Below are 26444 nucleotides of genomic sequence, written 5' to 3'. Positions count from 1 at the left end.
CTGTTTTCTGTTCTCAAATGAATCATTTCTGCATATTGGCTGAAGTGACATCCTTCCAATTGCTATTCGTGACAATCTCCGCATCCTTACCGATAAAAGCACGCTTGGCCTCTGCATCGCCCATCAGCTGGTATCTCATCCAGGCTGTCAGATACCCTCTATGCTGACCGCCATCCTGTTCAATGGCTGTATGTGCGGCCCCTTTGGCCATGGCCATCATTACCGGAAGATCCGGCTTAGCTTTGCTGATCTCCAGCTTGTTGGAGGAGGCAGGTGAGATGATAAAATCACGGGTACCGCTCAGCACCAAAAATGGCACCTTTAGCGCAGATGTATCATAAGCATCCTTAGGTTCGCAAAATTCCAGCTTCGGAAGCGCGATGGATACAACGGTTTTAATCACTTTCCCACGCTCATAATTCGTATGAGCATTAATGACGCCCGTGGAGCCTTGGGAATGACCCGCCGCACCTATTCGATCAGGCTGAACTCTGTGATAGAACTGACTTTTGGGGTCATTGTTCGCAGCTAACATATATTCAATCGAGGCCAGAATTTCTTTCCCTGTTCCGGTCGTTGTGCTATAGCTGTCGATGACAATAAATCCCCAACCCGCGAGGTGGCGGAACAGCGCATCATATTGTTTGGGCAGTGCTCCCGTTCCGTTCCCCCATGCAATCAATGGATGTCTGACATCCTTGGACTCTGGGTAATAGACTTTGTACAGCTTTGCTCCCTTTGCTCCCGTAATATCAACCGTTTGGACTGAATACGTTCCGGGTAACGCATACTTCTCCTCGATACTCCCCGTTTTATAAGCAGCAGATACCGAGTTCACCAGTAAAAAGGATACTGTGGAGAACGCAATAATCACAATCAGAAAAATACTGGCGATCCATTGAAACCAACGGTTTCTAAACACTCGCTTGATTTGTAGCATACAACACCCTCCCCACTAAAATATACATGGTTGTTTGGGAAATAAGCATACTATGTGTTTGTTAACACAATGTTACATGCAACTACTCAAACCGTTTTCCACCCAGCTCAATTTGGCGGTTGACCTCGGCCTGGATTTTAGGCTCTGGCGCGTGATCGCGCTCCCAGTTGTCCGGTTTAATGACCTTTCCTACTTCGTTGTAATGCGGTTTACCGTCCGGGAAGATTTTGCCCATGTTGGCAGCGTGAACGATGTTAAAGATCGGTTCGGGCTCCACACCCGCTTCTACGAATCCACCATTGGCGAAGTACAGAATATCAGTGAACGCATCCATCTGCCCGATCAACTGGTCGTCAGGATAGGGTTTCTGCAATTGCTTGCGATAAGACTCTGCTGCACGGGTCATAAGATCCTCGTAAAATATAGCGAAGCGCTCGTCATTTCCAGCAGTAGCATGCAGCAGCTCGATTACCTCTTCCATAATAAAAGAGGCCCGGTTAACCGCAAGCTTATCCGATAGCTTTTCCGGCGCCTCAGGGGCTGGGCAGTTAAAGCCAAGGTGAAACTCTCGTACCTGCTGGAATTGTGTTTTGTTCTCTGTTTTCTCTGTCATGGGTATAATCTCGCTCCTCTGTCTCTTGAATCTTTTACTATTATAACGGTATCCCGCATGCAGGTCATGGAAATCATAAGATTCATCCGTAAAAAAAGTGCTGTACCGCAGCCAAAAGTGCAGAACACCTCCTTATTTTGACCTAGTTCGCATTGCCGATCAAACCAAGTAGAGAAGACGGCTATCCTAAAAAGTATCCATACCTCTATATGTTGCTGTTCGTCACCAGATTGTCCTAACACAGTAATCATCTTTGCTAAGGTCGGTTAAGTTGCGAATGAGTTTTAAAAAAAGCGTAAGAAAACGAAGATAACAAAAAAGACAATAATGGTAGTATCTGAGCATAATTGACCTGTTTCGTGCATCTGTATAACTTTAAAAGAATTGAAGAGTTCTTCTAGCGGTATTATGCGGGTTAAACATGTGATTGGTTGAGAAATGAGCTCATTCGGGGCTGGGCAGCCCCACTAAAAAACCTTGAAAGGCACGAAGCCAATCAAGGTAGATAACATTAAATATCGTAACTGTATACATCCTGTTCACTAGAAAACAGTTGAAGAAGGTAGTTATGGAACTGATTAATATCAAGATTCTTTTGGTCGTATTTAATAACAATAACAGGTTTACTATTTAATATCTCAGTCGCTTCTTCATTCAGAGTTATTTCTATTTGATTACGTGTAAAATAACATTTAGTAATTCCACCATATAACGACTGCAACTCATCATTATACGTAATATGAACCTTATCAAACCCTGCTACTACATCATCCTCACTAGGATTTAATGTTTTTTGAAGAAGCACATACTCTTGAGTATCAAATTCGTTGTCAGCAAAACCAACCATTAATACACCTATTTCTTCATCGATTTGTGCGTATAAAAAATCCGCATTCAGCGTCGTATACATCTTTACCTCCGGTTAACTCTTCTTATTGTTTGCAGACCTACTTCTGTGTTTGTCCATTCTGTCTCCATTGATAATTAATGTTGTCTCATTACACGGCAATGGATAAGGGAGCCGATCCTCAATTTCAGTAATCCAATTCTGCTTATCAGATTGTTTAAGAATTATAATAGTTCCAGTTTGAGGCTCGATTTTAAACACCTGAGTCGATCAGTACCTTCGTTATATTGTGAAATATCATTCTACTCCCAATCCACTCCAATTTCTTTAAACGAAATCTCACTTTCATCTAGCCCTTCTTGATCAACATCACCTAACATGGTGATTTCTTCCTTCGTTAATACAATCGTTTCGTTTGGATTAGTAACTTTCCTGTTAAATATCGATATCAACAAATCACACTGCTCACTTGACATATCATAGTATTCCTTCCATGATTCAAGTGAATTTTCAAAATCCATCAGCTGGTTTTCCAATAAAAAAGCGCCATGATCATTAAGTTCCTCTAAAGAATCCAAGGAATACGATTTAATCGAGGTTCCCCAAAAGGCAGTAGTAATTAGTGGTTTAACGTTACCATCGATATCATCTAATAGATACTGAAGAGTCTCGCTTTTTGCAAGTTCAATCACTTCAATCGGTGCGCCATGAAAATAATTGATTGCTTCAGCAAACTTGTTTGCTGATACCCGTTCGCTTTTATCGTTACGAAAAGCAGCAACAACATAATTAGGACTAAACGTAATAGTTCCTCTTGTCCCCATACTATCTTGTACACTGTAGTTCATTCCGTCCCAAGAGTGTTCATTGGATGACTTGGGAAAATGAGCAACCATGATAGCATGAGCTATAGCAGCAAATGTACAGCCTCGCCAAAGCTGATCATTATGCCAGTTAAGTTCAATAAACTGTTCACTCATATACTACTGCTCCTTTATTTGTTCGTATGGTGAAAGAGAAGAAGCAGCGATATCTTGTACAAGGAACGATAAATAGCACTTCGCGGAGTCTTCTAAATCCTTCCATCATCGGCAACATCATTATATCCTTTCTAATAGACAAAAAAAATCCACAGGTTACCCTGTGGATAGAGTCGTTTACGATAATGCCAGCATAGCGTTCATATCTGCTTCGGCTGTTGTAATTAGCTTCAGTCCAAACATTTCAACAAGCACGTCCAGCACACCCTCCGAGATGAATTCCGGCGGCTTCGGCCCGATGCGGATATCCTGTATGCCGAGACTGAACAGACCTAGTAAAATGGCCACTGCCTTTTGCTCAAACCAGGACAGTACGATACTGACCGGAAGTTCGTTCACGCTGCAGCCGAAGGCATCGGCGAGGGCCAGTGCGATTTTTACAGTGGAACCCGAATTATTGCATTGCCCAAGATCGATATAACGCGGAATCCCCGTGTTCCCCACTGTCCCGTAATCTACGTCGTTGAAGCGGAACTTACCGCAGGACGTGGTTAGAATAACCGTATCGTTCGGCAGTGAGGTCGCCAGCTCACGGTAATATTCTCCCCCTTTGCCCGGCGCATCACAACCTGCAATTACGAAGAAACGGCGGATATGACCATCCTTGACTGCCTGAATAATCTCAGGTGCAAGCCCCAGCACTGTCTCATGGTGGTACCCTGTGGTAAGTACAAGATCCGACTCCACATCCGCCACCGGCAGCGACAGCGCGCGCTCAATCAACGGGGTGAAATCCTCGCTTATGATTTTCTCCACCCCTTCAAGCCCTGCTACTTCATAAGAGAAAAAGCGGTCTGCATACGTCCCTTTAATCGGCATCACACAGTTCGTAGTCGCCAGAATAGCACCAGGAAACTGCTCAAACAATCTACGTTGGTCATACCAGGCTTTCCCGATATTGCCCTTCAGATGACTATACTTCTTCAGTGCCGGATAGCCGTGGGCAGGCAGCATTTCTGAGTGAGTGTAGATGTTGATTCCCTTGCCTTCTGTCTGCCGCAGCAGCTCTTCCAGAGCATACAGGTTATGCCCTGTCACTACGATGCAATGCCCCTCAATCTTGTTCTGGCTCACTGTAATAGGCTGTGGAATACCAAACCGATCCGTATGCGCACGGTCCAGCACATCCATAATTCGTACCGCTGCATTCCCAACCTTCATGGCCATTTCCAAATGCTCCTGCACATTAAAGTTGGAATTGGTCAAGGTCATGTACAAGGCTTCGTGAGTAATCCGGTCCACCTCAGGATCGGTATAGCCCAGTTGTCTCGCATGTGTCGCGTAGGCGGCAATACCTTTTAATGCAAAAATCATCGTGTCCTGCAAGCTCGCAATCGTCTCGTTCTTCCCGCACACACCCACAACAGTACATCCACCGTCCGGCGTCTGTTCACACTGATAACAAAACATCTCGTTATCCTCCATTCATAGATAATCAATCGTCCGTTTCAGCGTATCAAAGAGTCCAGACTCAAGGTGTGATTACACACACAGGAAATCCAAGCTTTTTTTGTACATTTTGGTGGTCCACTCATTCTTACTCTTATCATCAAAAAACCGCCTGTTGGCCCGTTATCATTGAGTGTTGCTAGATCAATCGCAATGGCCGTCCCTTCCTCCGGCGCGCTTTATTGGTTAACCAATAAGCTGTACATGATATGTATTTTAATAACTGTTGCATATTTCGTTAATATAAATAAAGCACCTGTCTATTATGTGATGTTAATAGACAGGTGCTTCATACACAGAAGCGCAAATTACTTGTTTTTATGCATGAATGCACTTGATGTAACAATCATGGTTTACCGATTACCACGGAATCGTTCCAAATGTTGCGCTGGTGAACATCCCTGTCGGGCCGTCTGGGCCAAGCAGTGCAACGCGCACGATTTCGGAAGCGCCCTCCTCAACAGACTGCGTACCCTCTGCATTGAGTGCCGTCTTGGTGAAGCCCGGGGAGACTGCGTTGACCTTAATTCCAGTTGGCTCCAGCTCGATTGCCATGGCGAGCGTCATAGCGTTGAGAGCGGTCTTGGAAGCAGGGTAGCCGGGGCGGAAGTACGAACGGAAGGCATAAGACGGATCCGCGTTACTCGTCAGCGAGCCCACGCCACTTGATACGTTGACTATGCTTGCTTGCGGTGCCTCGCGCAGGAGCGGTACCATCGCCTGGTAAACGGCAAGGACGCCGAACACGTTGGTTTCCCACACTGCGCGCACTTCATCTAGGGACACGTTACTGGCAAGGGTCAAGTTAGCATACTCCTCTACGGACATGGAACCCTGTCTTGTATTGGAGATCGCTGCGTTTTGGATGAGCACGTCGAGGCGGCCAAGCTCCTTACGGATACGTTCTGCTGCTGCGGTGATTGAAGCCTGATCGGTCACGTCCAGCTGGAGTGCGATAGCGCCCGGCCCAATCTCCTTGGCTGCAGCCTCGCCTCGCTCGAAATTGCGCGATCCGACCAGCACTGTGAGGCCGTTTGCCACAAGCTCCTTTGCAACCTGAAGACCGATTCCCTGATTTGCCCCGGTAACCAGGGCGACACGTTTATTATGCATTGTAATACCTTCCTTTCATGCATCAATGTGCATTTTTTTGTAATTTATCTAACTCGTCAGCTTTACTGAACTTGATACAAAACTCGCTACAACAATTATGGCATTTTTATTTTTAGGGACCGTATAGTTTAAGCTTTACCGATTACCACGGAATCGTTCCAAAGGTTGCACTCATGAACGTGCCTGTTGGCCCGTCCGGTCCAAGCAGCGCAACGCGCACGATTTCGGAAGCACCCTCCTCGACGGTCTGCGTACCCTCTGCATTGAGGGCCGTCTTGGTGAAGCCCGGGGAGACTGCGTTGACCTTAATTCCAGTCGACTCCAACTCGATCGCCATGGCGAGCGTCATAGCGTTGAGGGCCGTTTTGGAAGCAGGGTAGGTAGGGCGGAAGTACGAACGGAAGGCATAGGACGGATCCGAGTTATTGGTCAGCGAGCCAACGCCACCTGATACATTGACTATGTTTGCTTGCGGTGCCTCGCGCAGAAGAGGCAGCATCGCTTGGTAAACAGCAAGGACGCCGAACACGTTGGTTTCCCACACTGCGCGTACTTCATCCAAGGATACGTTGCTCGGAAGGGTTAATTTAGCGTACTCCTGGACGGACATGGAACCCATTCCTGTATTTGAAATTGCTGCGTTTTGGATGAGCACGTCGAGGCGGCCAAGCTCCTTGCGGATGCGCTCTGCTGCTGCGGTGATTGAAGCTTGATCGGTCACGTCCAGCTGGAGTGCGATGGCACCCGGCCCAATCTCCTTGGCTGCAGCCTCACCTCGCTCGAAATTACGCGATCCGACCAACACAGTGAGGCCGTTTGCTACAAGATCCTTTGCAACCTGAAGACCGATTCCTTGATTTGCCCCGGTAATCAGGGCGACACGATTATTATGCATTGTAGTACCATCCTTTCTTGCAGCAATGTGCAATCTTTGTAATATATCTGCTCTATCACCAGGTTGACACGTCAACCTTAGCGATGGGTTCACTATATCACACCTAAGTTGACGCGTCAACCAGGTAGTTAGTTCACTATAATACATTTAAGTTGACGCATCAACTCCGAATAGGTAATGACCATTTACCAAATAAAAAAAATAGGGTATCCTTGTCCATGTGCTGAATCCTTTTCCGTACGTTAGAGTGAATCGTTTTGATTTAGATGCTAATAAAATCGGTATGATGTATCGTAAACGACCAGCTATGTAGTCGTTTTTCAAGTGAATGAAACAGCTTCATGCGTTCAGCCTTTTTGCAACGCTAGTGATAATTTCCCTATGGGTCATAACGAAACTAAATGAAAAGGATATGTGATAATGGATAAAGACTGGCTAAATGAAGAGGAAATGCAGCTATGGTATTCGTGGAAATCCAACTATAAGAAAATCATGGATCGTGTAGTAAAAGACTTGTCCGAGAAAACAGGACTATCAGAAGAGGGTGATTTTGGAGTATTAGTCAGGTTAGTTGATTTAGGGAATGGTGTCCTTCGCCAACAGGAATTAGTCGACTCGATGGAGTGGACGAAGAGTCGATTGTCTCATCATCTGACGCGGATGGAGCAACGTGGACTTGTTCTAAGGAAGCCATTAGACACAGGCAATGGTGTTCAAGTTATCATCACTCCCTCTGGAAAATCAGCAGTCGATGCTTCTCGTCCCGTATACGCAAAAGCAGTACGCAAATATTTTCTTGATCAATTAACAGATCAAGACGTTGAATTGATTACTAAGTTGGCAGAACGGACAGATAACATGTCTTCAGATTGATCGATAATGAAATACGATCCGTCACATGGGGACACATATGAGCTGGTTAATTCTATAAAATGGTCCAAGAGCCGATTGTCCCATCATCTGACAAGAATGCAGAAACGAAGCTTAATTGAGCGTAAGCCGCTGGCGTCCGAACCCAGTGTTCTGCTTGTTATTATGACGACAGAGAGATGATCCTGGCGCTGGCATCCAGACTTGCAATCTCTCCAGAGGTTAAACGGTAACGAAAAAAAGGCGTCCTCGGCAGCATTTGCTTGCAGAGGACGCTTTTGCATGAATATGTACTGGTTAGTGTTGAGAACGCATTACTCTGCTCCTCCACTCCTTGTAGATAAAGAACACACAAAGAACGCTAATGATCAACTGCAAGCTGCGGGAGGAATACATCCCGATGACGGCGATCAGGAACAGCGACAGAATAATTCCCAATATAGCAACCACTCTGCTTTTCAGCAGCTTGATTCCTGCCAGAATCCCGATTAACGCGTTCATTCCCAGAAAGCTGTTCGCGATCAGAACCAGCACGCTAATATCATAAGTCCCAAGCTGCATGAACAAAATAACCGCTGCATTCACTAAACCGATGACGCCAATGGCCGCATAAGGAGTATTGTGCTTCGTACGTTGTCCAAGAAAAGCAGGCAAAATCCTGTCTCCTGACAAGGAAGCGGTCAGCCGCGATATTCCTCCTACGTATAGTAGATAGGTAGAGGCGCAGAGGAAGACGCCAAGCCCGGCAATGATCTGCTGCCCTCGGTCTCCGAACAACGGATACATAATTCCTCCAAGTGAATGTCCCTCGCCAGCACCGGCCAGGTTACTCCACTGCATAGCCGCCGCCACCACCAGATAGACAGCAGCAATAACGATAAAGCTCAGGATTATCCCTCTGCTGGTCGTCTTGCGGATATCCTTCACCTCGCTCGTGTAATTCCCGATGATATCCCAACCGAAGACAGCCCAGAAGAGAATGAGCACCGCATATCCGAAGGATTGGGGCTGGAAAGTATCCGTAATAATAAAGTTCTTAGAATGATTGGTCAGACTCACGGCTGAACCTGTGAACAGAACCACTGCAGAAACCGTGGACAGCAGCAGCGATATTTTTCCGACAAAAGTAATTCTGCAAAATAGCAACAGCACGCATCCCGCTGTCAAACCGTATCCGATATAGAAGGGGTCTCCCCACCCAAGCTGTGACAAATATTCACTCGCAGTCAGTAAGACCGCTGCCGCTCCGACCGACACGCCCAGGATCAAATACAAGGAAGATAGCACCTTGATCTGTCCCCCGAACGCACTGTTCACTGCATTAGCAATACCGGCGTCGCCGGGATAACGGATACTGATTGCTCCAAAAATATAAGCCGTCAGCAAGCTAACCCCGATAATGATCAGCCAAGCGATAATCGCCCACTCCCCGACCAGTTCGAAGATGGTAGCGGGTAGCATCAGAATACCCGAACCCAGAATAGGGCCAATTATCAGACCGCTAAGGGTCCATACGCCAAGCTTTTTCTCCTTCACACTATGTTGCCTCTTCATGCTGAACCATCCCTTCTCGTCCCGAGCTTCAGTATCCGAAAGACAACTTTCAGCCTGCTGCTCATGTACAAGAAATTATAGACGGCCTCTTCCTCTATAGGGTAAATCCCAATAACTATCGTACTCCATAACTAAAAGCTATACCTTAAAGCAAACAAACGCCAAAACCACTTCAACACGCGCTAGACCAGGTCTTTGACCATACGCTGCAATTCTTCCAAATATTGCTCACCTAGGCGGCTCAGATTCATATTCTTATGCCTGATGGTCCCGATCTGTATCTCCTCTTCCACTTCCAACGGGATCGCGATAAAATCATCGCCATGAATCTCCTCACCAATAATCCCCGTCGAAATCGTGTACGCGTTTAGGCCAATAAGTAGATTGACAATCGCCGCCCGGTCGGTCACTTTAATGCTTTTTTTGCGCTCTAAATTGCTGAGAATCTCTTCCGAGAAGTAAAAAGAATTATTGTCGCCTTGTTCAAAGGAAAGGTAGGGGTACTCCTCCAAATCCTCAATCGTAACGCTTGTCCGCTGAGCCAACGGGTTCTGAGTGCTGATAAAAATATGCGGCCGAGCGGTGAACAACTCAGAGAAGACAAGATCGTTTTCTCTGAGATGTTTTAAGATAATGCGGGCGTTGAAAGTGTTGATATATAGCACCCCGATCTCGCTGCGGAGGCTTCTGATATCCTCGATAATGTCATAGGTCTTCGTCTCTCTGATCGTGAATTCATATTCATCAGCGCCATAGTCCTTGATTAGATTCACAAAAGCATTAATCGCGAACGTATAGTGCTGGGTGGAGACGGAAAAATGCTGCTTGGCCGGCTTGGAGTGCAGATATTTCTCTTCCATGAGCTGATAATGCTCTAGCATCTGTCGCGCATGACTCAGGAACTCAGCTCCCTCCTTCGTCACACTGACCCCTTTATGGGTTCGTATAAAGATGGAGAGATTAATCTCCTCCTCCAGTTCCTTAATGGCGTTGGAGAGGCTGGGCTGGGAGATGAACAGACTTCTCGCGGCTTCACTAAAAGAGCTTTTATTGGCAATCTCCACCGCATATTTGAATTGCTGTAATTTCACGTTCGGTTTCCTCCGTTTCGGAGCTGCTCGTCCTCAAATGACTTAACCATAAACAGCAGATATGCATTCGTCAAGCCCCTGGGTGAAAAGACAAAGACAGGCTAGGTCCCTCACGGGTCTTGCCTGTCTATATGAAGTGAACTTAAGATTCATGCAGTCTGCTTAACAATATTTCTTGAATCGAAGTAAATAAAGAAAATAAGAGCATTATTATAGGGTGTGCGTACCTCTACCTAATGCTCCACCAGTGAACCGTCGATATGATGGCGCAGCTTGATCGGAATTTCTCTGGGAGGATGCTTCTCCTTAAGATCTGAGGCCAAGGAGGTGCCAAGCCCGGGAGAGACCGGGACAGTCACATACCCAGCATCGAATGTTGGGACAGAAGTAACCAGCGAAGTGCCGCGAAGTGACGTACTGAACGTATGGTCAATATAGCTAGCTGTCGGGTATTCGAGAATCAGAAAATTAGGCAGAGCCGCTGCAGCATGCAGATTGGCGTTCAGCATGACTGGTGAGAACGGATTGTGCGGAATAATCTGCACATCATAAGCTTCTGCCAGCGCGGCAATCTTGCGCAGTCCGGTGAATCCGCCGCATAATCCGATGCAAGGCCGGATATAGCGGGCACCTCCTGCTCGAAGCAGTTGCTGAAACTCATGGAGCGAGTAGATCCGCTCCCCGGTGGCAATCGGCACACCAATTGATCGTTGAACCTCGGCCATAGCCTCAATGGAATCGGGCCGGATTGGATCTTCAAGAAACAGCGGCTGCAAGTACTCCAGCGACCGCGCGAAGCTAATTGCTTCGCCGGGCGACAGCCGACGATGCAGCTCAATGCCGAGGTCGAGATCATTGCCTACGGCTTCGCGCACGGAGTGCAGTACCTCCAGTGCCGAAGACATTCGCTTGGCATAGGTGGAATCCAGCGGAATGTCAGACGAGACATCCAGGAATGGATTCAGATGGCCTGCTGCGGTGAAGCCCGCTGTCTTAAGAGCCGTGACATTATTTATCACTTCTTCCTGGTTTGCTCCTCTGATCTGGCCGTATACTCTGACGCGGTCGCGTAATGCACCGCCCAGCAGCTCATATACAGGCACCCCAAGCTGTTGTCCTTTAAGATCCCACAGAGCGATATCAATCGCGGATACAACCCCCATCAGAATGGAGCCATGATAGCTGCCAAACCGGGTTAACGCCTGCCAGTGATGTTCAATCCGGTCAGCACTCTGTCCGATCAGGTAACGTCCGGCCTTCTCCGCCAGTGTAGTCGCAGCTTCCAGATGTGACCACACCCCAATCTCTCCGACGCCGACCAGACCGCTTGCCGTCTCAATTTCCACAAAAGCATGCATATCAGCCAGAATCGGTTCCACACGGACAATCTCATGATCCCGGTGCGTCATTGTCCTGCTCATTTCCTCACCCTCCACATCGTATTTCAACCATGCGTTACCCAGCTTCATATATTCTTTTAAAAATGTGCGCCTTCAGCTTCTTCTTTGTTCCAGCTGAGATCATCTAAGCCTTTTAAGATATCAAATGCCGACACAGTCTCACAGTCTCACAGCCTCACCTGATAAGGCGCAAGTCGGATCTCGTCCGGCGTACACCCGTTGCCGACAACCTCCGGTACCTGGAGACAGCCATCCGCATCCAGAACAGCGCCTTCAGTATAAAAGCTTGCCAGCATGGGATCGAACGCAGCCGGATAATATTCCATCCAGATCCCACAGGGGATCGAGGTCATCAGCGGCAGATTGATTTGGTGATCGCCATGAGCCGAAATAGCCAGGCCACAAGCTTCAGCTAAAGCAGCCACCTTTCTAAACTCCGTAACTCCACCCATCCAGCGGGCGTCCGGCTGGAGGATGCCGACTGCGCCGGTCTCAATCAAATCCCGGAAGCCATATTTGGTATATTCCTGCTCTCCGGCGGCTAGTGTGATACTCGTATGCGCAGCAATCTTTTTATATCCGGCATAATCGTCGGGAGCTACCGGCTCTTCAAGCCAGAAGAGATCATATTCTTCAAGACGTTTGGCGATCTGAATAGCCTCGAAATAACGGTACGAGGCGTTGGCATCCACCATAAGGGTAATATCCGGCCCTATGGCTTCGCGCACAGCACGCACACGCTGGACATCCTCGCGGATGGACAGGCGGCCGATTTTCATTTTCACAGCACGCGCACCAAGCTCGACATAAGACAACATCTCGCGCTGCAATTCTGTGATACCCTCGCCGTCCATATAGTAGCCTCCCGCAATGTAGACAGGCATCTTGTCACTGTAGCCTCCAAGCAATCGGTGCAAGGGCAAACCGGCGTACTTGCTCTTAATGTCCCACAATGCCATATCAATAGAGGACAGTGCAGCGGTCTCATGACCCCGCCGTCCGTTCAGCTTGCTATCCCACAGCGTGGACCAGATTCGCTCGGTCATCAGCGGGTCCATCCCGATTAGACGTACGGCGAACGCTTCACGTAGCTGCCGCTCTCCGTCTGACGCACTGCCGATACCATAGCCGGTGATACCTTCATCCGTCTCTATTTTGAGCACGCAGCGCACTACATCGCTCCATGTATGCGAACCGTTCGAGATTGGCCGTGTGCGGGGCCAGGAATAGTAGTTAGCCGTTACGCGCGTAATTTTCATACTCCACCTTTGCTCTGCTGGCGCAAGCCTTTCGACGCAAGTACTCTGACCTTTTTGGATTCCACAGCATTCACATTTACATCCATATCCAATCACCAAACCCTTCTAATTTAAAATTCATTAAGTTAATGCACATAATCGGAATTATTCACAAAAAAAAAGATCTCACTCTCCCCACTGCGGGGGAAAATGAGACCTCCATCTGTCAGGTTAGTCTCTATATTATTATCATGCGATAATCAAATATTATATTGAAATATTATAATCGCGAGATGACGATGTCAATTATTATTTATAGTAGTCCCATTGGAATTAAGAGATTCATATTGCCCTTCCGAGAGGGGATTCTACTTCGCGCTATTTTTCGATAATATGCTAAACTGGAAATAACCAACAAATTCATTGGAGGTATGCTTCTTATGCGAAAAATCTTCGCAATTCTTTTGATTTTCACATTAATTTATCCTGTACTTCAATCTACTGAAAATTCTAAAGTTGAGGCCGCAGCAAAAGTTAAAGCAGACACTTCTCAGTATTTCATCACACCAGAAAAGTTCACTAAGCAAGAAACGACAAGTCGTATAACCCTTAAACAAGGTCCGTGGACTGTCTCTGCGATTAAGCAAAAATCAACCGTTCTTCCATCCACTACCATTGATTCTATAACAGTAACTAACGGAACTATAAAATTCTCTATTCCTTTTGAAGATAAGCCTGCAACCATTACTTCAATTTCTCTCTCTTCTTCAAACAAGTACCTCGCAATCCAAACAGGGTATAGCAGCGGTAACAAATTATTGGTCGTTAATCTTAATAACGGCACCTATAAAATCATCAATGATCTGGTAAAGAGCGCAACCGCAGTTGAAACAGTAACAGCTTACAGTTGGTCCCCTAATGGCCAGAAGCTTGCCTTGGCTTATGGAGATCCTTCTACTAGCAGAATAGCAATATACAACGTATTCTATAACTCTCTCACCTATGTACCCAGAGAAGTAAGTACGATCACCACCGCCTATATTTTCTGGGACAAAAAGGGAGCGTTCATAGACTTTGAAAGTGAATATCCTTCGGATACCTTCAAATTATATAGATACTCACTTGATACGAAGAAAACTAAAGTGATCAGGGATTTAGATTCTGCTGAGATCGTTGAAATAATCAAATTGAATAACCATTTTTGAAATAACTAATCAGCTTAAATCTCGACCTTAGAATCAGTTGGATCTTAAGATGAGATCAAGACGCCCTGCCGGGCGCCTGTCTGCGCCGGGATCGTCCCATCCATTGCTGTACGACAAAAACAATTAGGAACAGTACCATTACCCCGGCTGACCAACGGTACATCACGGAGTAGCCCTGTGCGGAGGCGACCAATCCTAGCAGCATCGAGCCGGCGGCGACACCGAGATCAATGGCATTGTAATACAGGCTGTTTGCCAAGCTATGCTGCTCTGGCGCGGCTTCGCGGATCACCCAGGCTTGGGTAGTAGATTGGATCGCCCCGTAGCCGAGGCCATACAGTAGAGCTGACAATATAACAGGTAGCATGGAATCTGCAACGGACAGAATCACCATACTTGCTATAGTCACCAAAGCAGCTGGAATCAACACTGGTGCCGGCCCTTTGCGGTCAAACATTCTACCCGAGATCGGCCTAATGACCAGAACCGTACCGGCGATGAACAGAAAGAACAAACCAATTTGGTCCAGGTGCTTCTCCTGACCGTACAGAGCCAGAAAGCCTAACAACCCACCATAAGAAACAGATAACAGCATATTGAGCACAGCGGGGAATAGCATTTTTCCGACACGCCGTTTGGCATGTGCTGATGCTTCAGAGGATAAGTCTGCCTGAACAGGTCTGTCGGTTGGTGCAGGCAGACTTCGGGAAGTCAAGAGCAGCGGAATAAGAGCTAACGCAAAAACCGTTCCCATGATAGATAATGAGGTAAAGCCGTAATCATGCAGCACCGTTAGGCCGACCATAGGACCTACTGACATAGCTATGCTGGTGGATAATCCAAAATAGCCGATCCCCTCTCCCATGCGGTTCTGCGGGATAATCTGGGAGACGATCGTCGGAAGAATCGTGCTGGCTATACCGAAGCCCACGCCAAAAACCACGCGCAGGACAAGTAGCTGCGACATGCTGGCAGCATACGGATACAGCAGCGTGGTCAATGCAGCCAGCACAATCCCTATTAGTAGAAGCGTATTGCGGGTTACTTTCCGCAGCAGTGCAGCCGTCGCAAAACGGGAGGCAATCGCCGCCAGTGCAAACAGACTAGTGACGAGACTAAGGGTAAAATCTCCGGGATGAAACTGCTCCTTAACATAAGCCGGAAATGGAGTCAGCAGCATATGGAGACATAGAAACAGAAATAAGTAGCTAACCGTCAGTGTGATAAAGGATTGGGTCCATAGCTTGTCTTGATGTGTGTTCATGATGTTCTCTACACCTTTCCGTTCTCTATCCAAAGTGCAGCATGATTGCTCACACGCTCCAGCATGTCCATCAACTGAAGATACTCCTCTTCAGTCAGCACCTCCGTGGCATCCAAATCCGTCTGGTGCTCGATTGGTGCGATAGCTTCTGCTACACGTCTACCGGATTCAGTAATATATACATGGTACGAGCGACGATCGGACTCTCCGGATCGCTTCGTAATGTAGCCCTTCTCCTCCAGTAAATCCAATATTCGGGTCGTTGTCGGCTTGTCCTTGCCAGCCCGGTCCGCAATCTCCTTCTGAATCATGCCATCCCGGTCCCGGATGCGGTATAATACCGACCATTGCTCCGGCGTCAAATCATAATCTTTGATCCGCATAAGAAACATCTGCGTGAACCTGCGACTGGCAATGGCCAGCCGGAATCCGATGGAATGATCCAATCCTTGATTACGCATAATTTTGTCACTCCCCTATATAGTTGTTATAACAACTATAAGTAAAACAACTTTCTACGTCAATAGTTTTTACTTCCACTGAAGGACAGCCGAATTTCGATCTGACAGGAAATATGATCATTCATTCTACAATATTTCACTACACATATTGTGTAATGAAATATCATTATGTATACTAATTTCGAGGAGTGATATAGATGAGGAAATTGGCCAAAATTACAATCTTTACTGGAGTTGGCTTGCTAAGTTTGATTTTGATCGCTGTAGTGCTCATTAGCGCTTTCGTGATCAAACGGCCAACAGCCATCCCCGAGCTTGCAGATGTGAAGCCCTACAAGTGGAATAAAATGAACTTAGACGGAAATGTGATCTCCAGTGACGGTTCCGAATATTTTCTATGGAATAAAAAAGGAGAGAATAATAACTGGATTATCTTCTTCTCCGGAGGTGGGGCAAGTTGGGATGCCAAGAGCGCCGCGCACCCTATTAAGCTCATGAATTTTATAAGAAGCGGAGATACAGGCAACTATTTTCCCAACATCCCCTTTTATATGCTAAGTCTGCTACAAGGAATGATGGATACCGATAATCCCGCCAACCCCTTTCATGGCTGGAATGTCGTTTACATCCCGTATACAACCGGTGATTTTCATATCGGGAACCACATCGCTGAATACAAAAAAGAGGACGGCACCCTCTTCACGATGCATTATAATGGGCGCAACAATGTACGGAGCAGTCTGGACTGGATCTATGCCAATGTTAACAACCCAGACAAGCTGCTGATCGCAGGCGAAAGCGCGGGCGGATTCGGCTCTGCCTTCTGGGCACAGGAAATCGCTTCCCATTACAAGAACTCGGAGATTTATCAGTATTCCGACAGCTCCTTCCTGCAATCGGATAAATGGCCAGATGTAGTTGACCAAGAGTGGCATGCAGACTTCACCAAAACCTTTGGTTATACAGCTGAACCGGATATTATCGGGGCGGCTTTTGAGGCAAACGGCCATCTTTTACCTGCCAATGCGGTATTGTTGCAATCTTATTCGTTGTTTGACGAGATCCTGATTCATTTTCAGAACAAAATCAATGATTACTCAGGGCCGCTGGATCAGCAGAACATAGATGTATGGTCACAGGAAATGCGGACCTCTGTCCGTAAGCTTACGGCATCCCTGCCGAATTACTACTACTTTCTGACCGATTACGGGCTGGATACAACAAAAGGTACAACCCCGCATACTTTTGCCACCCGGGACACCTTCTATCAGGCCGAGCAGGATGGGATTAAGCTTCTGAATTGGCTAGGTGATGCCGTCAACCACCACAAACGATATTCCGTCGGCAGTGAGTTCCTTGAGAAATAGGAAGAAGTCCAGTACGATGGAAAGGAAGATATTCTGGAAAGAGGCAGGAGAGAAACGCTAATGAAGCTGCGTGAAAAACAGATGCAGATGACGCGGGAGCTAATCAAGGGTGCAGCGCTGTCACTATTCAATGCCCAGGGCATTGAGCGCACCGATATGGCTCAGATTGCCGAAGAAGCTGGCATCTCCCGGCGCACCTTGTATCATCATTATAAAGACAAGGAAGAATTGGCTGCCCAAATCTATGTTGAGAATTTAGAGCGGATGTTCGGGCAGCTACTGTTTGACTTTAATTTCGAACACCCGGAGCAGTCTCTGGAAACTATCCTGGACAAGTATTTGGCACTTAGGGAGGAGAATGAAGCACTGATCTACTACGACGCTATTTTCGGAGTCTATTACAGTACCCTCTCCAAGAATCCGGCCGAGTTGCCAGATTTCCAGAAAGCTATGCAAGGCTGGTCAGCAAGACTTCTGCAACCGGAGACAGTGCCGGTGGCGCCAGAAGACAAAACAAGGTGGATAGACATCCTGCTGAAGTCCACCCACCTGTATTTCATGTATTTGCAAAAAGCTGTCATCATTACCCGACAACGCGGGGGCCAGATTACGGAAGAGGATCGGGCCACCGACCGGCAATTCAAGGATTTCATTATGCACGGCGTTCGTCATTCCCGCTGACATAAGGCACAGAGAGCGGCAGTCTGACAATGATCGTCGTGCCCTCTCCCACTGCACTATCCACTTCGATGTTCCCTTGGTGCAGCGCCACAATCTTCTTAACGATCGCCAGCCCCAATCCGTTGCCATTGTTATTTCCGTTCCGCGACTTGTCGACTTTATAGAATCTTTGGAATACAGCACTGAATTCCTCCGGGGAGATCCCAATGCCGCTATCGCTTATGGTAACGGTTATTTCTGTTGCACCAACGTCAATTGTGATACGGATCTGCCCACCCTTTGGTGTGAATTTAATACTGTTGCTAAGCAAATTCATCCACACCTGCTTCAGTTGATCTTCATCCGCCTCAATAGTAACAGCTTCCGGCAACTCAAGATCAATGAGGATGTCTTTGGCCGACCATTGCGGCTCACAGGTTACAACAATAGTTCTGAGTTGCTCATCAAGATGAAAGGATACCGGATTAAAGGGATGATGCTCCGAGTCCAGTGAAGCGAGCTTCAGCAGATTGTCACTGAGACGCGACAGCCGTCCACTTTCCGCTACGATAATCTCAAGGTATTCATTACGCTCTTCTTCTGCGATCAGATCATGACTTTGCAGGGCCTTGGCAAATCCGGAAATCGACGTAAGCGGTGTCTGGATCTCATGCGAGACATTGGATACAAAATCTTGTCGCATTTGCTCCAATTGCTTAAGCTCCCCAGCCATTTCCACATAGCTCTGCGTCAGTTCCCCTATCTCGTCTATCCGATTGGCCTTAAGTTCTACCTCAAAGTCTCCTTTAGCCAGTCTTCTTGTCGCCCGGGTCAATGCTTTGATCGGCTCGACCAGATATCTGGCAGCGATGAGAATACAGAGGCTTCCCAGCAGCAGCACAAGCAGCAGTACAAAAAAGATCATCCGGTTGAAGATATTCTCGTTCTCAGCGGAATACTGCAAGAACATGGCCTGCCATTCTCCTTTTAAAAGAAAAGGCATCCCGATGAACGTATCATGCTCTTCAGTCGTGGAGCGGTAATACTGTCCTTGCAGCACCTGTTTCACGGCTTCGGGATTGATACTTACAGCCGGATTATCCTTAAGTCCGTAAAAGGTATGCTCACCGGAATGATTGAACAGATGAATCGGATAGGCAGATATTTTAACCATACTCCGTAGAAATTCATCTGTATCAGCGGGTTTGGCGTTATCATAGCGGTGAATGATCTCTTTGCCTACACTGATCATTTCATTCTGACCTTCGTAACTAATCTGTTGTTGAAAAACATACAGTCCTATAAAAAAGGAGCATAACAGGCTGAATATAATAATGGCCAGGAACGTGATAATAACACGCACATACAAGGTCTTGATCATGGCTGCAGAATCAGCCGGTATCCCAGCCCCCGGGCCGTTTCAATTTGAAAAGGTCCTTCCTTGCTGGTAAACTTCTCTCTGAGCCGGCTGATATGCACATCGACCGTCCGGCCATCTCCATCATAGTTAAGTCCCCAGATCTGCTGGATCAGCTGTTCCCTTGTGAAGATTTGTCCGGGATGGCTCGCTAGCAGAAACAGAAGCTCGAACTCCTTAAGCGGCATATTGACCAATTCGTCTCCGCGAGTGGCCTCAAATGTGCGGCGGTTAAGAACGACACTGCCCACCTGCACGGACTGGGAAGTAACTACCAGCGAACGTTTAAGCAGTGCTTTTACCCGCATTACCAGCTCAAGTGGATCAAATGGCTTGCTCAGATAGTCATCTGTGCCAAGTTGGAATCCCTTTACTTTGTGCGCGGATTCGGCTTTGGCTGTCACCATCAGAAGGGGGAGGTTGGCATCCTGACGCCGGATCTCCCTGCAAAGATCCCAGCCGTCCAATCCTGGCATCATAATATCGAGAATAACGAGATCCAGCCGTGAGTTCTCCACAATGGACAGCGCCTTGGCACCATCGTTCGCTTCTTTGATCTCAAAGCCCTCTTTACGTAAAAATAAAGACATCAGCTTCCGGATGTTGTCATCATCATCTGCGATAAGGATAACCGCCACAATCATCCCTCCTCTCTTAAGCTTCCATTATAAATGTTTTACGCTTAGTAAGAAATGGCCTTAACCGAACTGCCAGCCCAGCAGATTCCAGTGGTAGAAAAATACAACTAACGTCACTGCTGAAAATGCCACAAGCGTATAATGAACACGCCGCAAAGCCGTCCAGTACTTGTTTTTCCAGGCCATCACAGTCCCTACCAGTAAAGCCAAGGTCAGACCTACAAATAGGATTGGCATGGCCAAACTGAGATAAAGCGCGGTACTGATCCCGCTGAGCTTCGTCATAAGATCCATGGACATTACTACCAGAAATATCGTGACGAAGGAGAGCAATCCCCAGCCAGAGGTCGCCGCCGACAGTCTGAACGCCCACTTCTCCGGAGCAGACATCATCTTGATTTTGCGTCTACCAAAAATAAATCCCAGTATGGCTGTGATGAAAATAAAGGCTGAAACCCCGAGTAAAGTGAACCAGAACTTCGTTTGATCCATTAAAGGCGTACGTTCCAGTGGCATATCCGGGATAGCCCCCAAGAGCATATGTGTGACCATTCCAGAATCATCAGTGCGGAAAGCGATTTGTTCGGTACCTCCAACTTGCTGGAACAAATTCTCCCCAATAGGTGCGTAAATGGCTTGTTCACTACCGCTTCCCAGAGACAACTTATTATCGGATACGGAGACATTGAACTGTACAAGGAAATTGAAAAATTTATCGATATCACTAAAATTACGGCGTGTAAACTCATAGGAACCCGCATATTTTTGAATCGATTCAGCCGTAATTGAAGGGTCTACCGGTGTCTCATGAAGGCGTGCAGGATAGTATTTGTTGAAAAAGGCCTGGAGCAGACCCTCTGCCGATTCACTACCCGACCCTCCATTATAGGAAAGGAATATGCCCAGATTTTTGGCAGGAACCAGATATAATTCTGTATTGAACATCGGATCGGAACCGCCATGGGTAATGAGGGTCAGTCCGTTGACCTTTTTCTCGGCAAAGCCAAGAGTTACGCCCGGCATACGTTTATCGAATTGGAACGCCGTTGCATGCATCAGCCCTGCAGTGTCGGCTTTCAGAATTTGCTTGTCCCCATATCGTCCATTCTGCAAATGAGCAATCATGAAATGTGCCATATCCACTGCCGAAACAGTCCCGGACCCGGCCGGGCGGAAGCCTGCCTCAAATGTAGGCGTGCCGGGAGTAAAGCTGCCGTTCTCACTGTTGTATCCCACAACTGCGTAAGGCTTGAATGCCTCCGGCAACGGCTCCTGTACTGTCGCATATTTCATATCCAGCGGATCAAATATATTCTTTTTAATATAATCGTCATAAGACATCCCGCTAACTTCTTGCACGATCAGGCCTGCCAATGCGGTGCCGTAATTAGAATAGGAACTTATCTCACCTGGCGGTCTCACCCGGGCTAGCCTATGTTTGTCCAGCGTTTCCGAGATCGAACTCGGCAGTTTAGCAGGGTCTGTCGTGATCTGATACCCCACTCCCCCTTCCTCAAACCCCGCTGTGTGCGTCATCAAATGACGCATTGTGATCGGCTCAGGATAGGTATTCGGCACCTTAAAGCTTTTCAGATAAGTATTCACATCGGTATCCAGATCAATCTTGCCTTCCTCCACCAGTTGCATAACCGCTGTCCAGGTGAACAGCTTGGTCGTTGAAGCGATCCGAAACATGCTGGTCTTGGGATCAACCGGTGCAGCTTTCTCCAGATTGGAACTGCCATAACCTTTCGCCAAAATAATCTGTCCGTCTTTTACAATCGAAATCACTGCGCCCGGGATGTGCAGCCGGTTCATGTCCTCTTCCATGATTCCGTCCACGAACCTAGTCAGACCCGCGGTGTCTTCCAGATTAGCAGGGGCTTCAATCTGCTGTGCCATCGGCTTGGTTTGCCTGACTTCTGCCGAGACTGGTTTCCCGGGAAATATCAGTGTATCTCCTAATCCGGCGCCTAGAACAACCAATAGGGCCAGACCTGCGACCAACCTTTTTTTCATCGTTGTAAACATCATTTATCCTCCGTATCATCATCTATTGGGACTTCGATATCATCCGCCCTAACACGTATTGAGATTATCAGAGGATTGTGAATAGAAAGTTAACAAAACCATAATCACATAACGGCACAAAATTCCCTTTCATTTGAACGTAGGACAAGTTTTGATTATCAAGAATTGAAATGATACAATATGTGCGATCCATTTAAAACTGAGGAGTGAAGACAATGGCCATTGACGTGTATCTTAATTTTGAAGGAAACTGCCGTGAAGCTGTAGAATTCTACGCTAAGACATTTGGAATCGCAGAACCGCAAATCATGACCTTTGGCGATACACCACCAGATCCGAACTACCCACTTCCAGAGGAAGCGAAACAGTTGGTTATGCACGCAAGATTGAGCATCAATGGCAGTAACGTCATGTTCTCAGACACGTTCCCAGGGATGTCGTTCATCCAGGGCAACAATATCAGCCTGTCCTATAGCAGCAATAATATCGAGGAGATCAAGTCCCTCTTCGGCAAGCTCGAGGATGGCGGCAAGGTGGGTATGGAATTACAGGAGACCTTCTGGAGTAAGTGTTATGGTAACCTCACCGATAAATTCGGCATTCAATGGCAGTTTAACTATGACAATGGAGAATTCCAAGGATAGTTCCCTTCTTTTTAGAAAAATCAATTCAAATGAAAACGGCCTGTCCGCAGAATTGCGGCAGCGCCGTTTTTTGTTGTCCATATCGCTAGTCGACACTATTGTCACTGCTCATGCCCTGAACAGGATAATCAGTTCGGTAAGCAGAATCAGACCAGCTGTGAAAATTCCGAGAGAGTTCATCAGTGTCAGCACCTCGGTATAGCTCTCTTTCCGAAAATGTGAGGTGATCGCCACGGTCCATAGCACGCCGAAGAACAGCGCTGCCATACTGGAGACGTCTTCACTCCGCACTCTTCGGCTCTTATAGAAGAATCCTGCAAGACCGATGACAGTGTAGGCAATATAGATGACAAGCTCCAGGTTAGTAATGACAAGTGTAGGACCGGGCGAAAGCACATGCAGCATACTATATTGGAGGCCAAGCCCTAAAAACACCAGCAAATTAAAGGGGATTCTCTTCAAATGCATAGCGGTTCTCCTTTGATATAATTTGTAAATAAAACAAAAGATAACGCTTACATTATAATTGTGATTCCATCCTTTTACAGTGATATATGTCCGCTCTCCTTATCAAGCATGAACACAAACAGGCCGAAGCATAAAGAATCATGCCCCGGCCTGTGAATCGCCTGTTTACGTTAAATTTAGTCCCCGGAAATACTCCAGCTTGCCATCGATAAACCCGTCATCAAAATCTGCGGCACCCACATACGCAGCTTCGCTGAAGCATAGACTGAACAGCCATAGCTGCCGCAATGCCACGAAGAGCGGAACTGCCTGCAGGTCACATTCTCCCAGTTCCCGGACCTCAGCATATCCTTGCAGAAATGCCTGCCATAGCTGCTCTACCTCGTTCTTATCGTGACCGCTATGAATCTCCCGCGCCAGACGAAACTCAGCTATATCATAAGCCCGCCACCCGAAGCCGCAAATATCAAAATCATAATGGGTTAACGTTCCATTTTCCGCGAATGCCGCGTTGGTATTGCCGTGCAAATCTCCGTGACAAATCCCCCAATCCAGCCCCTGTTCCAGATACATGTCCAGCCTCTGTCGTAACTGCATAATAAGGCTATACAGAAACTCATAATCCTGACGCCGGTGAGCCATATGAGCTTGAATAATTCGAAGCGGCTTGTCGATCAGATGCTCCAGATTCAGTTCACCCCGATTGTGACTGCTACGAAAACCTTCTGAAGCCTTATGAATCTCTGCTGCCGCCTTGCCGACTGCATAACTATCCTCTGGGGTACGAATGTGCCGCTCATGTCCTTCAGCATAGCTGAATAACACTCCGTATCTAATACCCTCAGGGACGTTAAATTCATTAATAAGCTTCCCGTCTATCCGAGGAATGGGAATAGATACTGCTATCCCTTTCTGATGAAGCTCCGCTAACAAATCCAATTCGAAGAAAATCTCTGATTGGCTTCTCAGGTCTGCACGATAGACCCTAAAGATGTATTTTTCCTGTCCGGCAGTCAGTATGTACGTATCGTTCATTCCCCTGAGAAAAAACTGCAGCTCTGCAGGTTGATTCAGTTTATATGTCCCCATGATATGCGATAATAGGGCCTCCGCAGACAATAATGAGTACATTACTGGAAAAAAGCTCATTCTTCCCGACTCCTTCGTTACCTAGATTCAAGCTCTGATCAAATGCGCATGTCTCGCAGTACACATCATGTGTAAGCTTGTTGCATAAGTAGATTAGCATGTTTCTATTGTGGGAACAGAGGAAAGATCAGTTTGAAAAGACTTTTATCCTCGAAGTTGATCAGCTTTATATAAAAAGAAGGCTGACGAATGGTCAGCCCCCTTAGGTATTCTCGTTATTTCAGACCTTTGAAAAAGGTCTCGATCTGCTTCCGGTGATGCTTGTCATGCGGGAGGAAGCCCCGCAAATGCTTGCGGATGCTGAACTTCTTGCGGTCTCCATCCTTATATTCCTGTATGTATTCTTCTTCCGTTAACCCCGTGATGGCATCCAGAATGCGGTTTCGCTGCAAAATACATGCCTCAGCTACCTGCAGGGCAGATAGCGATTTTGCGTGTTCTACGGCATTGGCATTAAACTCATTGAAGTCCAGATGTCTGGATGTCAAAGGCTGACCCTGCTTGATCTTCTCAATGGCTTCCTCGTAAAAGTACTTGTCCCATAACATAATATGACAAATGATATCCTTCACTGTCCATTTTCCTTCACCGATTGGTGTATTCCAGTGCGTCTCAGATGCTTCACTCAAGGACTCCACAAAAGGGAGAAACGATTGAAATTCGAGTACCATCTGCTCATTGGTTTTAACCGCCATACGTATTACCTCCTGCAATTTTGTCAGCAATTCCGGGTTCTATTGCTTGGCTACAAGTTAATTGTAACAGACGAAAAAGGAAATTAACTACAAATATTCCAATCTAGAAAAATAAAAGTTACTTACTAAAGTTGAGAAACATTAAAAAATATAGTATTATAAAATTATAAATAAGGAGGCGATTGCAGTGGCTGAACCAGCAAACCGCATTGAAATAGGAATTAGTACTTTTCTGGAAACAACTCCCGATTTGAAAACGGGTGAGATTATGAGTCATGCGCAGCGGATGCGCAACGCTGTGGAGGAGATTGTCCTGGCCGATCAGGTCGGCCTGGATGTATACGGCATCGGGGAGCATCACCGGGCCGATTATGCGGGTACCGCTCCTGAGATTGTGCTTGCGGCCGCAGCCTCTGTAACCAAACGTATTAGGCTGACCAGCGCCGTGACCGTGTTATCCTCGGCCGATCCGGTCCGTGTCTATCAGGGCTTCTCTTCACTAGACGGCCTCTCGAACGGTCGGGCAGAAATTATGGCTGGACGCGGCTCGTTCACAGAGTCCTTCCCGCTGTTCGGCTACAGCCTGGATGACTATAACGAGCTGTTCGAAGAGAATCTGGAGCTGCTGCTGAAGATCCGTGAATCCGAGAAGGTTACATGGCGCGGCGGGCATCGCCCGGCCATCCATAACCTCGGTGTCTACCCGCGCTCCGTTCAGAGCCCGCTGCCGGTCTGGATCGGCACCGGAGGCAACCCGGAGTCCGCCATTCGTGCGGGCGCACTGGGTCTGCCGGTCGCCTTCGCGATCATCGGCGGCATGCCAGAGCAGTTCGCACCGCTCGTCCGGCTGTACAAACAAGCCGCCGCGCAGGCCGGGCATGATCCTGCGAAGCTGCAAATCGCGACCCATTCGCACGGCTTTGTCAGCGACACAACCGAGCATGCGGCTGAGCTGCTCTACCCGCCGATCCAGGCCCAGATGAATGTCATCGGGCGCGAGCGCGGCTGGAGCCAGCCTTACAGCCGGGCGACCTTCGATGCCGCCCGCAGCTTGCGCGGCGCTCTGTATGTGGGAGACCCGGAATATGTCGCAGAGAAGATCATTCTGTTGCGTAAGAACCTTGGTATTACGCGTTTCTTCCTGCATTTGAGCGCTGGTACGCTGCCACATGAGGAGCTCATGCACGCGATTGAACTGCTAGGCACCAAGGTCGCGCCTATTGTGCGCAAGGAATTGGCCCGTATCGAGGGCTGGGAATAAGCTAGGATGGCTGCAAGGACACAGCGTCTACTAATTGACCTGTAAGTCGAGTGCGCTATGCACACCTCGCTGCAATAAACAAAGAGCTGCACCGGTACAAGTACGCCGGTACAGCTCTTTTCTTGTTCCACTGA

At 47.4% G+C, this 26444-nt stretch carries 26 protein-coding genes; 7 read left to right on the top strand and 19 right to left on the bottom strand.

What is annotated here, in order from left to right; translation table 11 throughout:
* Positions 1-22: 22 nt before the first annotated feature.
* The 7 genes from AC3Y23_RS05080 to AC3Y23_RS05050 form a co-directional block, all read right to left on the bottom strand.
* Positions 23-940, bottom strand: coding sequence for a poly(ethylene terephthalate) hydrolase family protein (locus AC3Y23_RS05080; RefSeq protein WP_379196331.1), 918 nt, complete (start codon positions 938-940; stop codon positions 23-25).
* 82 nt (positions 941-1022) lie between these two features.
* A complete protein-coding gene (locus AC3Y23_RS05075; RefSeq protein WP_379196329.1) occupies positions 1023-1553 on the bottom strand; it encodes a pyrophosphohydrolase domain-containing protein in 531 nt (176 codons plus the stop codon).
* 511 nt (positions 1554-2064) lie between these two features.
* Positions 2065-2463, bottom strand: coding sequence for an Imm10 family immunity protein (locus AC3Y23_RS05070; RefSeq protein ID WP_379196327.1), 399 nt, complete (start codon positions 2461-2463; stop codon positions 2065-2067).
* A 239-nt stretch (positions 2464-2702) separates the two neighbouring features.
* Positions 2703-3380, bottom strand: coding sequence for a hypothetical protein (locus AC3Y23_RS05065; RefSeq protein ID WP_379196325.1), 678 nt, complete (start codon positions 3378-3380; stop codon positions 2703-2705).
* A gap of 177 nt (positions 3381-3557) precedes the next feature.
* On the bottom strand, positions 3558-4850 hold the full coding sequence (gene hcp / locus AC3Y23_RS05060; RefSeq protein ID WP_379196323.1) for a hydroxylamine reductase: 1293 nt from the start codon (positions 4848-4850) through the stop codon (positions 3558-3560).
* Between the two features lie 399 nt (positions 4851-5249).
* Positions 5250-6002, bottom strand: a complete 753-nt coding sequence (locus tag AC3Y23_RS05055; RefSeq protein WP_379196321.1) for an SDR family NAD(P)-dependent oxidoreductase — start codon at positions 6000-6002, stop codon at positions 5250-5252.
* Positions 6003-6144: 142 nt separating this feature from the next.
* A complete protein-coding gene (locus AC3Y23_RS05050; RefSeq protein WP_379196319.1) occupies positions 6145-6897 on the bottom strand; it encodes an SDR family NAD(P)-dependent oxidoreductase in 753 nt (250 codons plus the stop codon).
* 420 nt (positions 6898-7317) lie between these two features.
* Here AC3Y23_RS05050 and AC3Y23_RS05045 point away from each other — a divergent pair, with 420 nt between their 5' ends.
* Both AC3Y23_RS05045 and AC3Y23_RS05040 read left to right on the top strand, forming a co-directional pair.
* Positions 7318-7770, top strand: a complete 453-nt coding sequence (locus AC3Y23_RS05045) for a MarR family winged helix-turn-helix transcriptional regulator (protein ID WP_379196317.1) — start codon at positions 7318-7320, stop codon at positions 7768-7770.
* Positions 7771-7776: 6 nt separating this feature from the next.
* Positions 7777-7950, top strand: a complete 174-nt coding sequence (locus AC3Y23_RS05040; RefSeq protein ID WP_379196315.1) for a hypothetical protein — start codon at positions 7777-7779, stop codon at positions 7948-7950.
* Positions 7951-8064: 114 nt separating this feature from the next.
* Here the strand turns inward: AC3Y23_RS05040 and AC3Y23_RS05035 are convergent, their stop codons facing one another.
* From AC3Y23_RS05035 to AC3Y23_RS05020, 4 genes are all read right to left on the bottom strand, one after another.
* Positions 8065-9321 (bottom strand): APC family permease, encoded by a 1257-nt coding sequence (locus AC3Y23_RS05035; RefSeq protein ID WP_379196313.1) that lies wholly within the window; start codon positions 9319-9321, stop codon positions 8065-8067.
* Between the two features lie 182 nt (positions 9322-9503).
* The gene (locus tag AC3Y23_RS05030) at positions 9504-10412 is read right to left on the bottom strand and encodes a LysR family transcriptional regulator (RefSeq protein ID WP_379196311.1); all 909 of its coding nucleotides are present in this window, start codon (positions 10410-10412) and stop codon (positions 9504-9506) included.
* A gap of 233 nt (positions 10413-10645) precedes the next feature.
* Positions 10646-11881: a mandelate racemase/muconate lactonizing enzyme family protein gene (locus tag AC3Y23_RS05025; protein ID WP_379196309.1), complete on the bottom strand. Its 1236-nt coding sequence runs from the start codon at positions 11879-11881 to the stop codon at positions 10646-10648.
* A 98-nt stretch (positions 11882-11979) separates the two neighbouring features.
* Entirely contained in the window at positions 11980-13071 is a 1092-nt protein-coding gene (locus AC3Y23_RS05020; RefSeq protein ID WP_379196307.1) for a mandelate racemase/muconate lactonizing enzyme family protein, read from the bottom strand.
* Positions 13072-13490: 419 nt separating this feature from the next.
* Here AC3Y23_RS05020 and AC3Y23_RS05015 point away from each other — a divergent pair, with 419 nt between their 5' ends.
* A complete protein-coding gene (locus tag AC3Y23_RS05015; protein ID WP_379196305.1) occupies positions 13491-14255 on the top strand; it encodes a hypothetical protein in 765 nt (254 codons plus the stop codon).
* A gap of 55 nt (positions 14256-14310) precedes the next feature.
* On the opposite strand, the gene AC3Y23_RS05010 is transcribed toward AC3Y23_RS05015, so the two are convergent.
* Both AC3Y23_RS05010 and AC3Y23_RS05005 read right to left on the bottom strand, forming a co-directional pair.
* The gene (locus AC3Y23_RS05010; protein ID WP_379196303.1) at positions 14311-15519 is read right to left on the bottom strand and encodes an MFS transporter; all 1209 of its coding nucleotides are present in this window, start codon (positions 15517-15519) and stop codon (positions 14311-14313) included.
* Between the two features lie 8 nt (positions 15520-15527).
* A complete protein-coding gene (locus tag AC3Y23_RS05005; RefSeq protein ID WP_379196301.1) occupies positions 15528-15980 on the bottom strand; it encodes a MarR family winged helix-turn-helix transcriptional regulator in 453 nt (150 codons plus the stop codon).
* Between the two features lie 197 nt (positions 15981-16177).
* Between AC3Y23_RS05005 and AC3Y23_RS05000 the strand changes: the two genes are divergently transcribed.
* Both AC3Y23_RS05000 and AC3Y23_RS04995 read left to right on the top strand, forming a co-directional pair.
* Entirely contained in the window at positions 16178-17347 is a 1170-nt protein-coding gene (locus AC3Y23_RS05000) for a pectin acetylesterase-family hydrolase (RefSeq protein ID WP_379196299.1), read from the top strand.
* Between the two features lie 60 nt (positions 17348-17407).
* Positions 17408-18028 (top strand): TetR/AcrR family transcriptional regulator, encoded by a 621-nt coding sequence (locus tag AC3Y23_RS04995; protein ID WP_379196297.1) that lies wholly within the window; start codon positions 17408-17410, stop codon positions 18026-18028.
* On the opposite strand, the gene AC3Y23_RS04990 is transcribed toward AC3Y23_RS04995, so the two are convergent.
* Genes AC3Y23_RS04990 through AC3Y23_RS04980 form a run of 3 tightly spaced genes read right to left on the bottom strand, consistent with a single transcriptional unit; the run spans position 18000 to position 22081 of the window.
* Positions 18000-19388: a HAMP domain-containing sensor histidine kinase gene (locus AC3Y23_RS04990; RefSeq protein ID WP_379196295.1), complete on the bottom strand. Its 1389-nt coding sequence runs from the start codon at positions 19386-19388 to the stop codon at positions 18000-18002. The genes AC3Y23_RS04995 and AC3Y23_RS04990 overlap by 29 nt on opposite strands.
* Positions 19385-20062 (bottom strand): response regulator transcription factor, encoded by a 678-nt coding sequence (locus AC3Y23_RS04985; RefSeq protein WP_379196293.1) that lies wholly within the window; start codon positions 20060-20062, stop codon positions 19385-19387. The genes AC3Y23_RS04990 and AC3Y23_RS04985 overlap by 4 nt, the downstream gene beginning before the upstream one ends.
* Positions 20063-20122: 60 nt before the next feature.
* Positions 20123-22081: a serine hydrolase domain-containing protein gene (locus AC3Y23_RS04980; RefSeq protein WP_379196291.1), complete on the bottom strand. Its 1959-nt coding sequence runs from the start codon at positions 22079-22081 to the stop codon at positions 20123-20125.
* 227 nt (positions 22082-22308) lie between these two features.
* On the opposite strand from AC3Y23_RS04980, the gene AC3Y23_RS04975 reads away from it, so the two are divergent.
* The gene (locus tag AC3Y23_RS04975; protein ID WP_379196289.1) at positions 22309-22737 is read left to right on the top strand and encodes a VOC family protein; all 429 of its coding nucleotides are present in this window, start codon (positions 22309-22311) and stop codon (positions 22735-22737) included.
* A 108-nt stretch (positions 22738-22845) separates the two neighbouring features.
* Here AC3Y23_RS04975 and AC3Y23_RS04970 read toward each other — a convergent pair whose 3' ends face one another.
* From AC3Y23_RS04970 to AC3Y23_RS04960, 3 genes are all read right to left on the bottom strand, one after another.
* Entirely contained in the window at positions 22846-23205 is a 360-nt protein-coding gene (locus AC3Y23_RS04970) for a hypothetical protein (RefSeq protein ID WP_379196287.1), read from the bottom strand.
* 165 nt (positions 23206-23370) lie between these two features.
* Positions 23371-24354, bottom strand: coding sequence for a phosphotransferase enzyme family protein (locus AC3Y23_RS04965; protein ID WP_379196285.1), 984 nt, complete (start codon positions 24352-24354; stop codon positions 23371-23373).
* Positions 24355-24569: 215 nt separating this feature from the next.
* Entirely contained in the window at positions 24570-25049 is a 480-nt protein-coding gene (locus AC3Y23_RS04960; protein ID WP_379196283.1) for a DinB family protein, read from the bottom strand.
* A 187-nt stretch (positions 25050-25236) separates the two neighbouring features.
* Here AC3Y23_RS04960 and AC3Y23_RS04955 point away from each other — a divergent pair, with 187 nt between their 5' ends.
* On the top strand, positions 25237-26310 hold the full coding sequence (locus AC3Y23_RS04955) for an LLM class flavin-dependent oxidoreductase (RefSeq protein ID WP_379196281.1): 1074 nt from the start codon (positions 25237-25239) through the stop codon (positions 26308-26310).
* The last annotated feature ends 134 nt before the right edge of the window (positions 26311-26444 follow it).

The organism is Paenibacillus sp. MAHUQ-45 (assembly GCF_058133325.1).
This window is presented reverse-complemented; position numbering and strand designations above follow the sequence as displayed.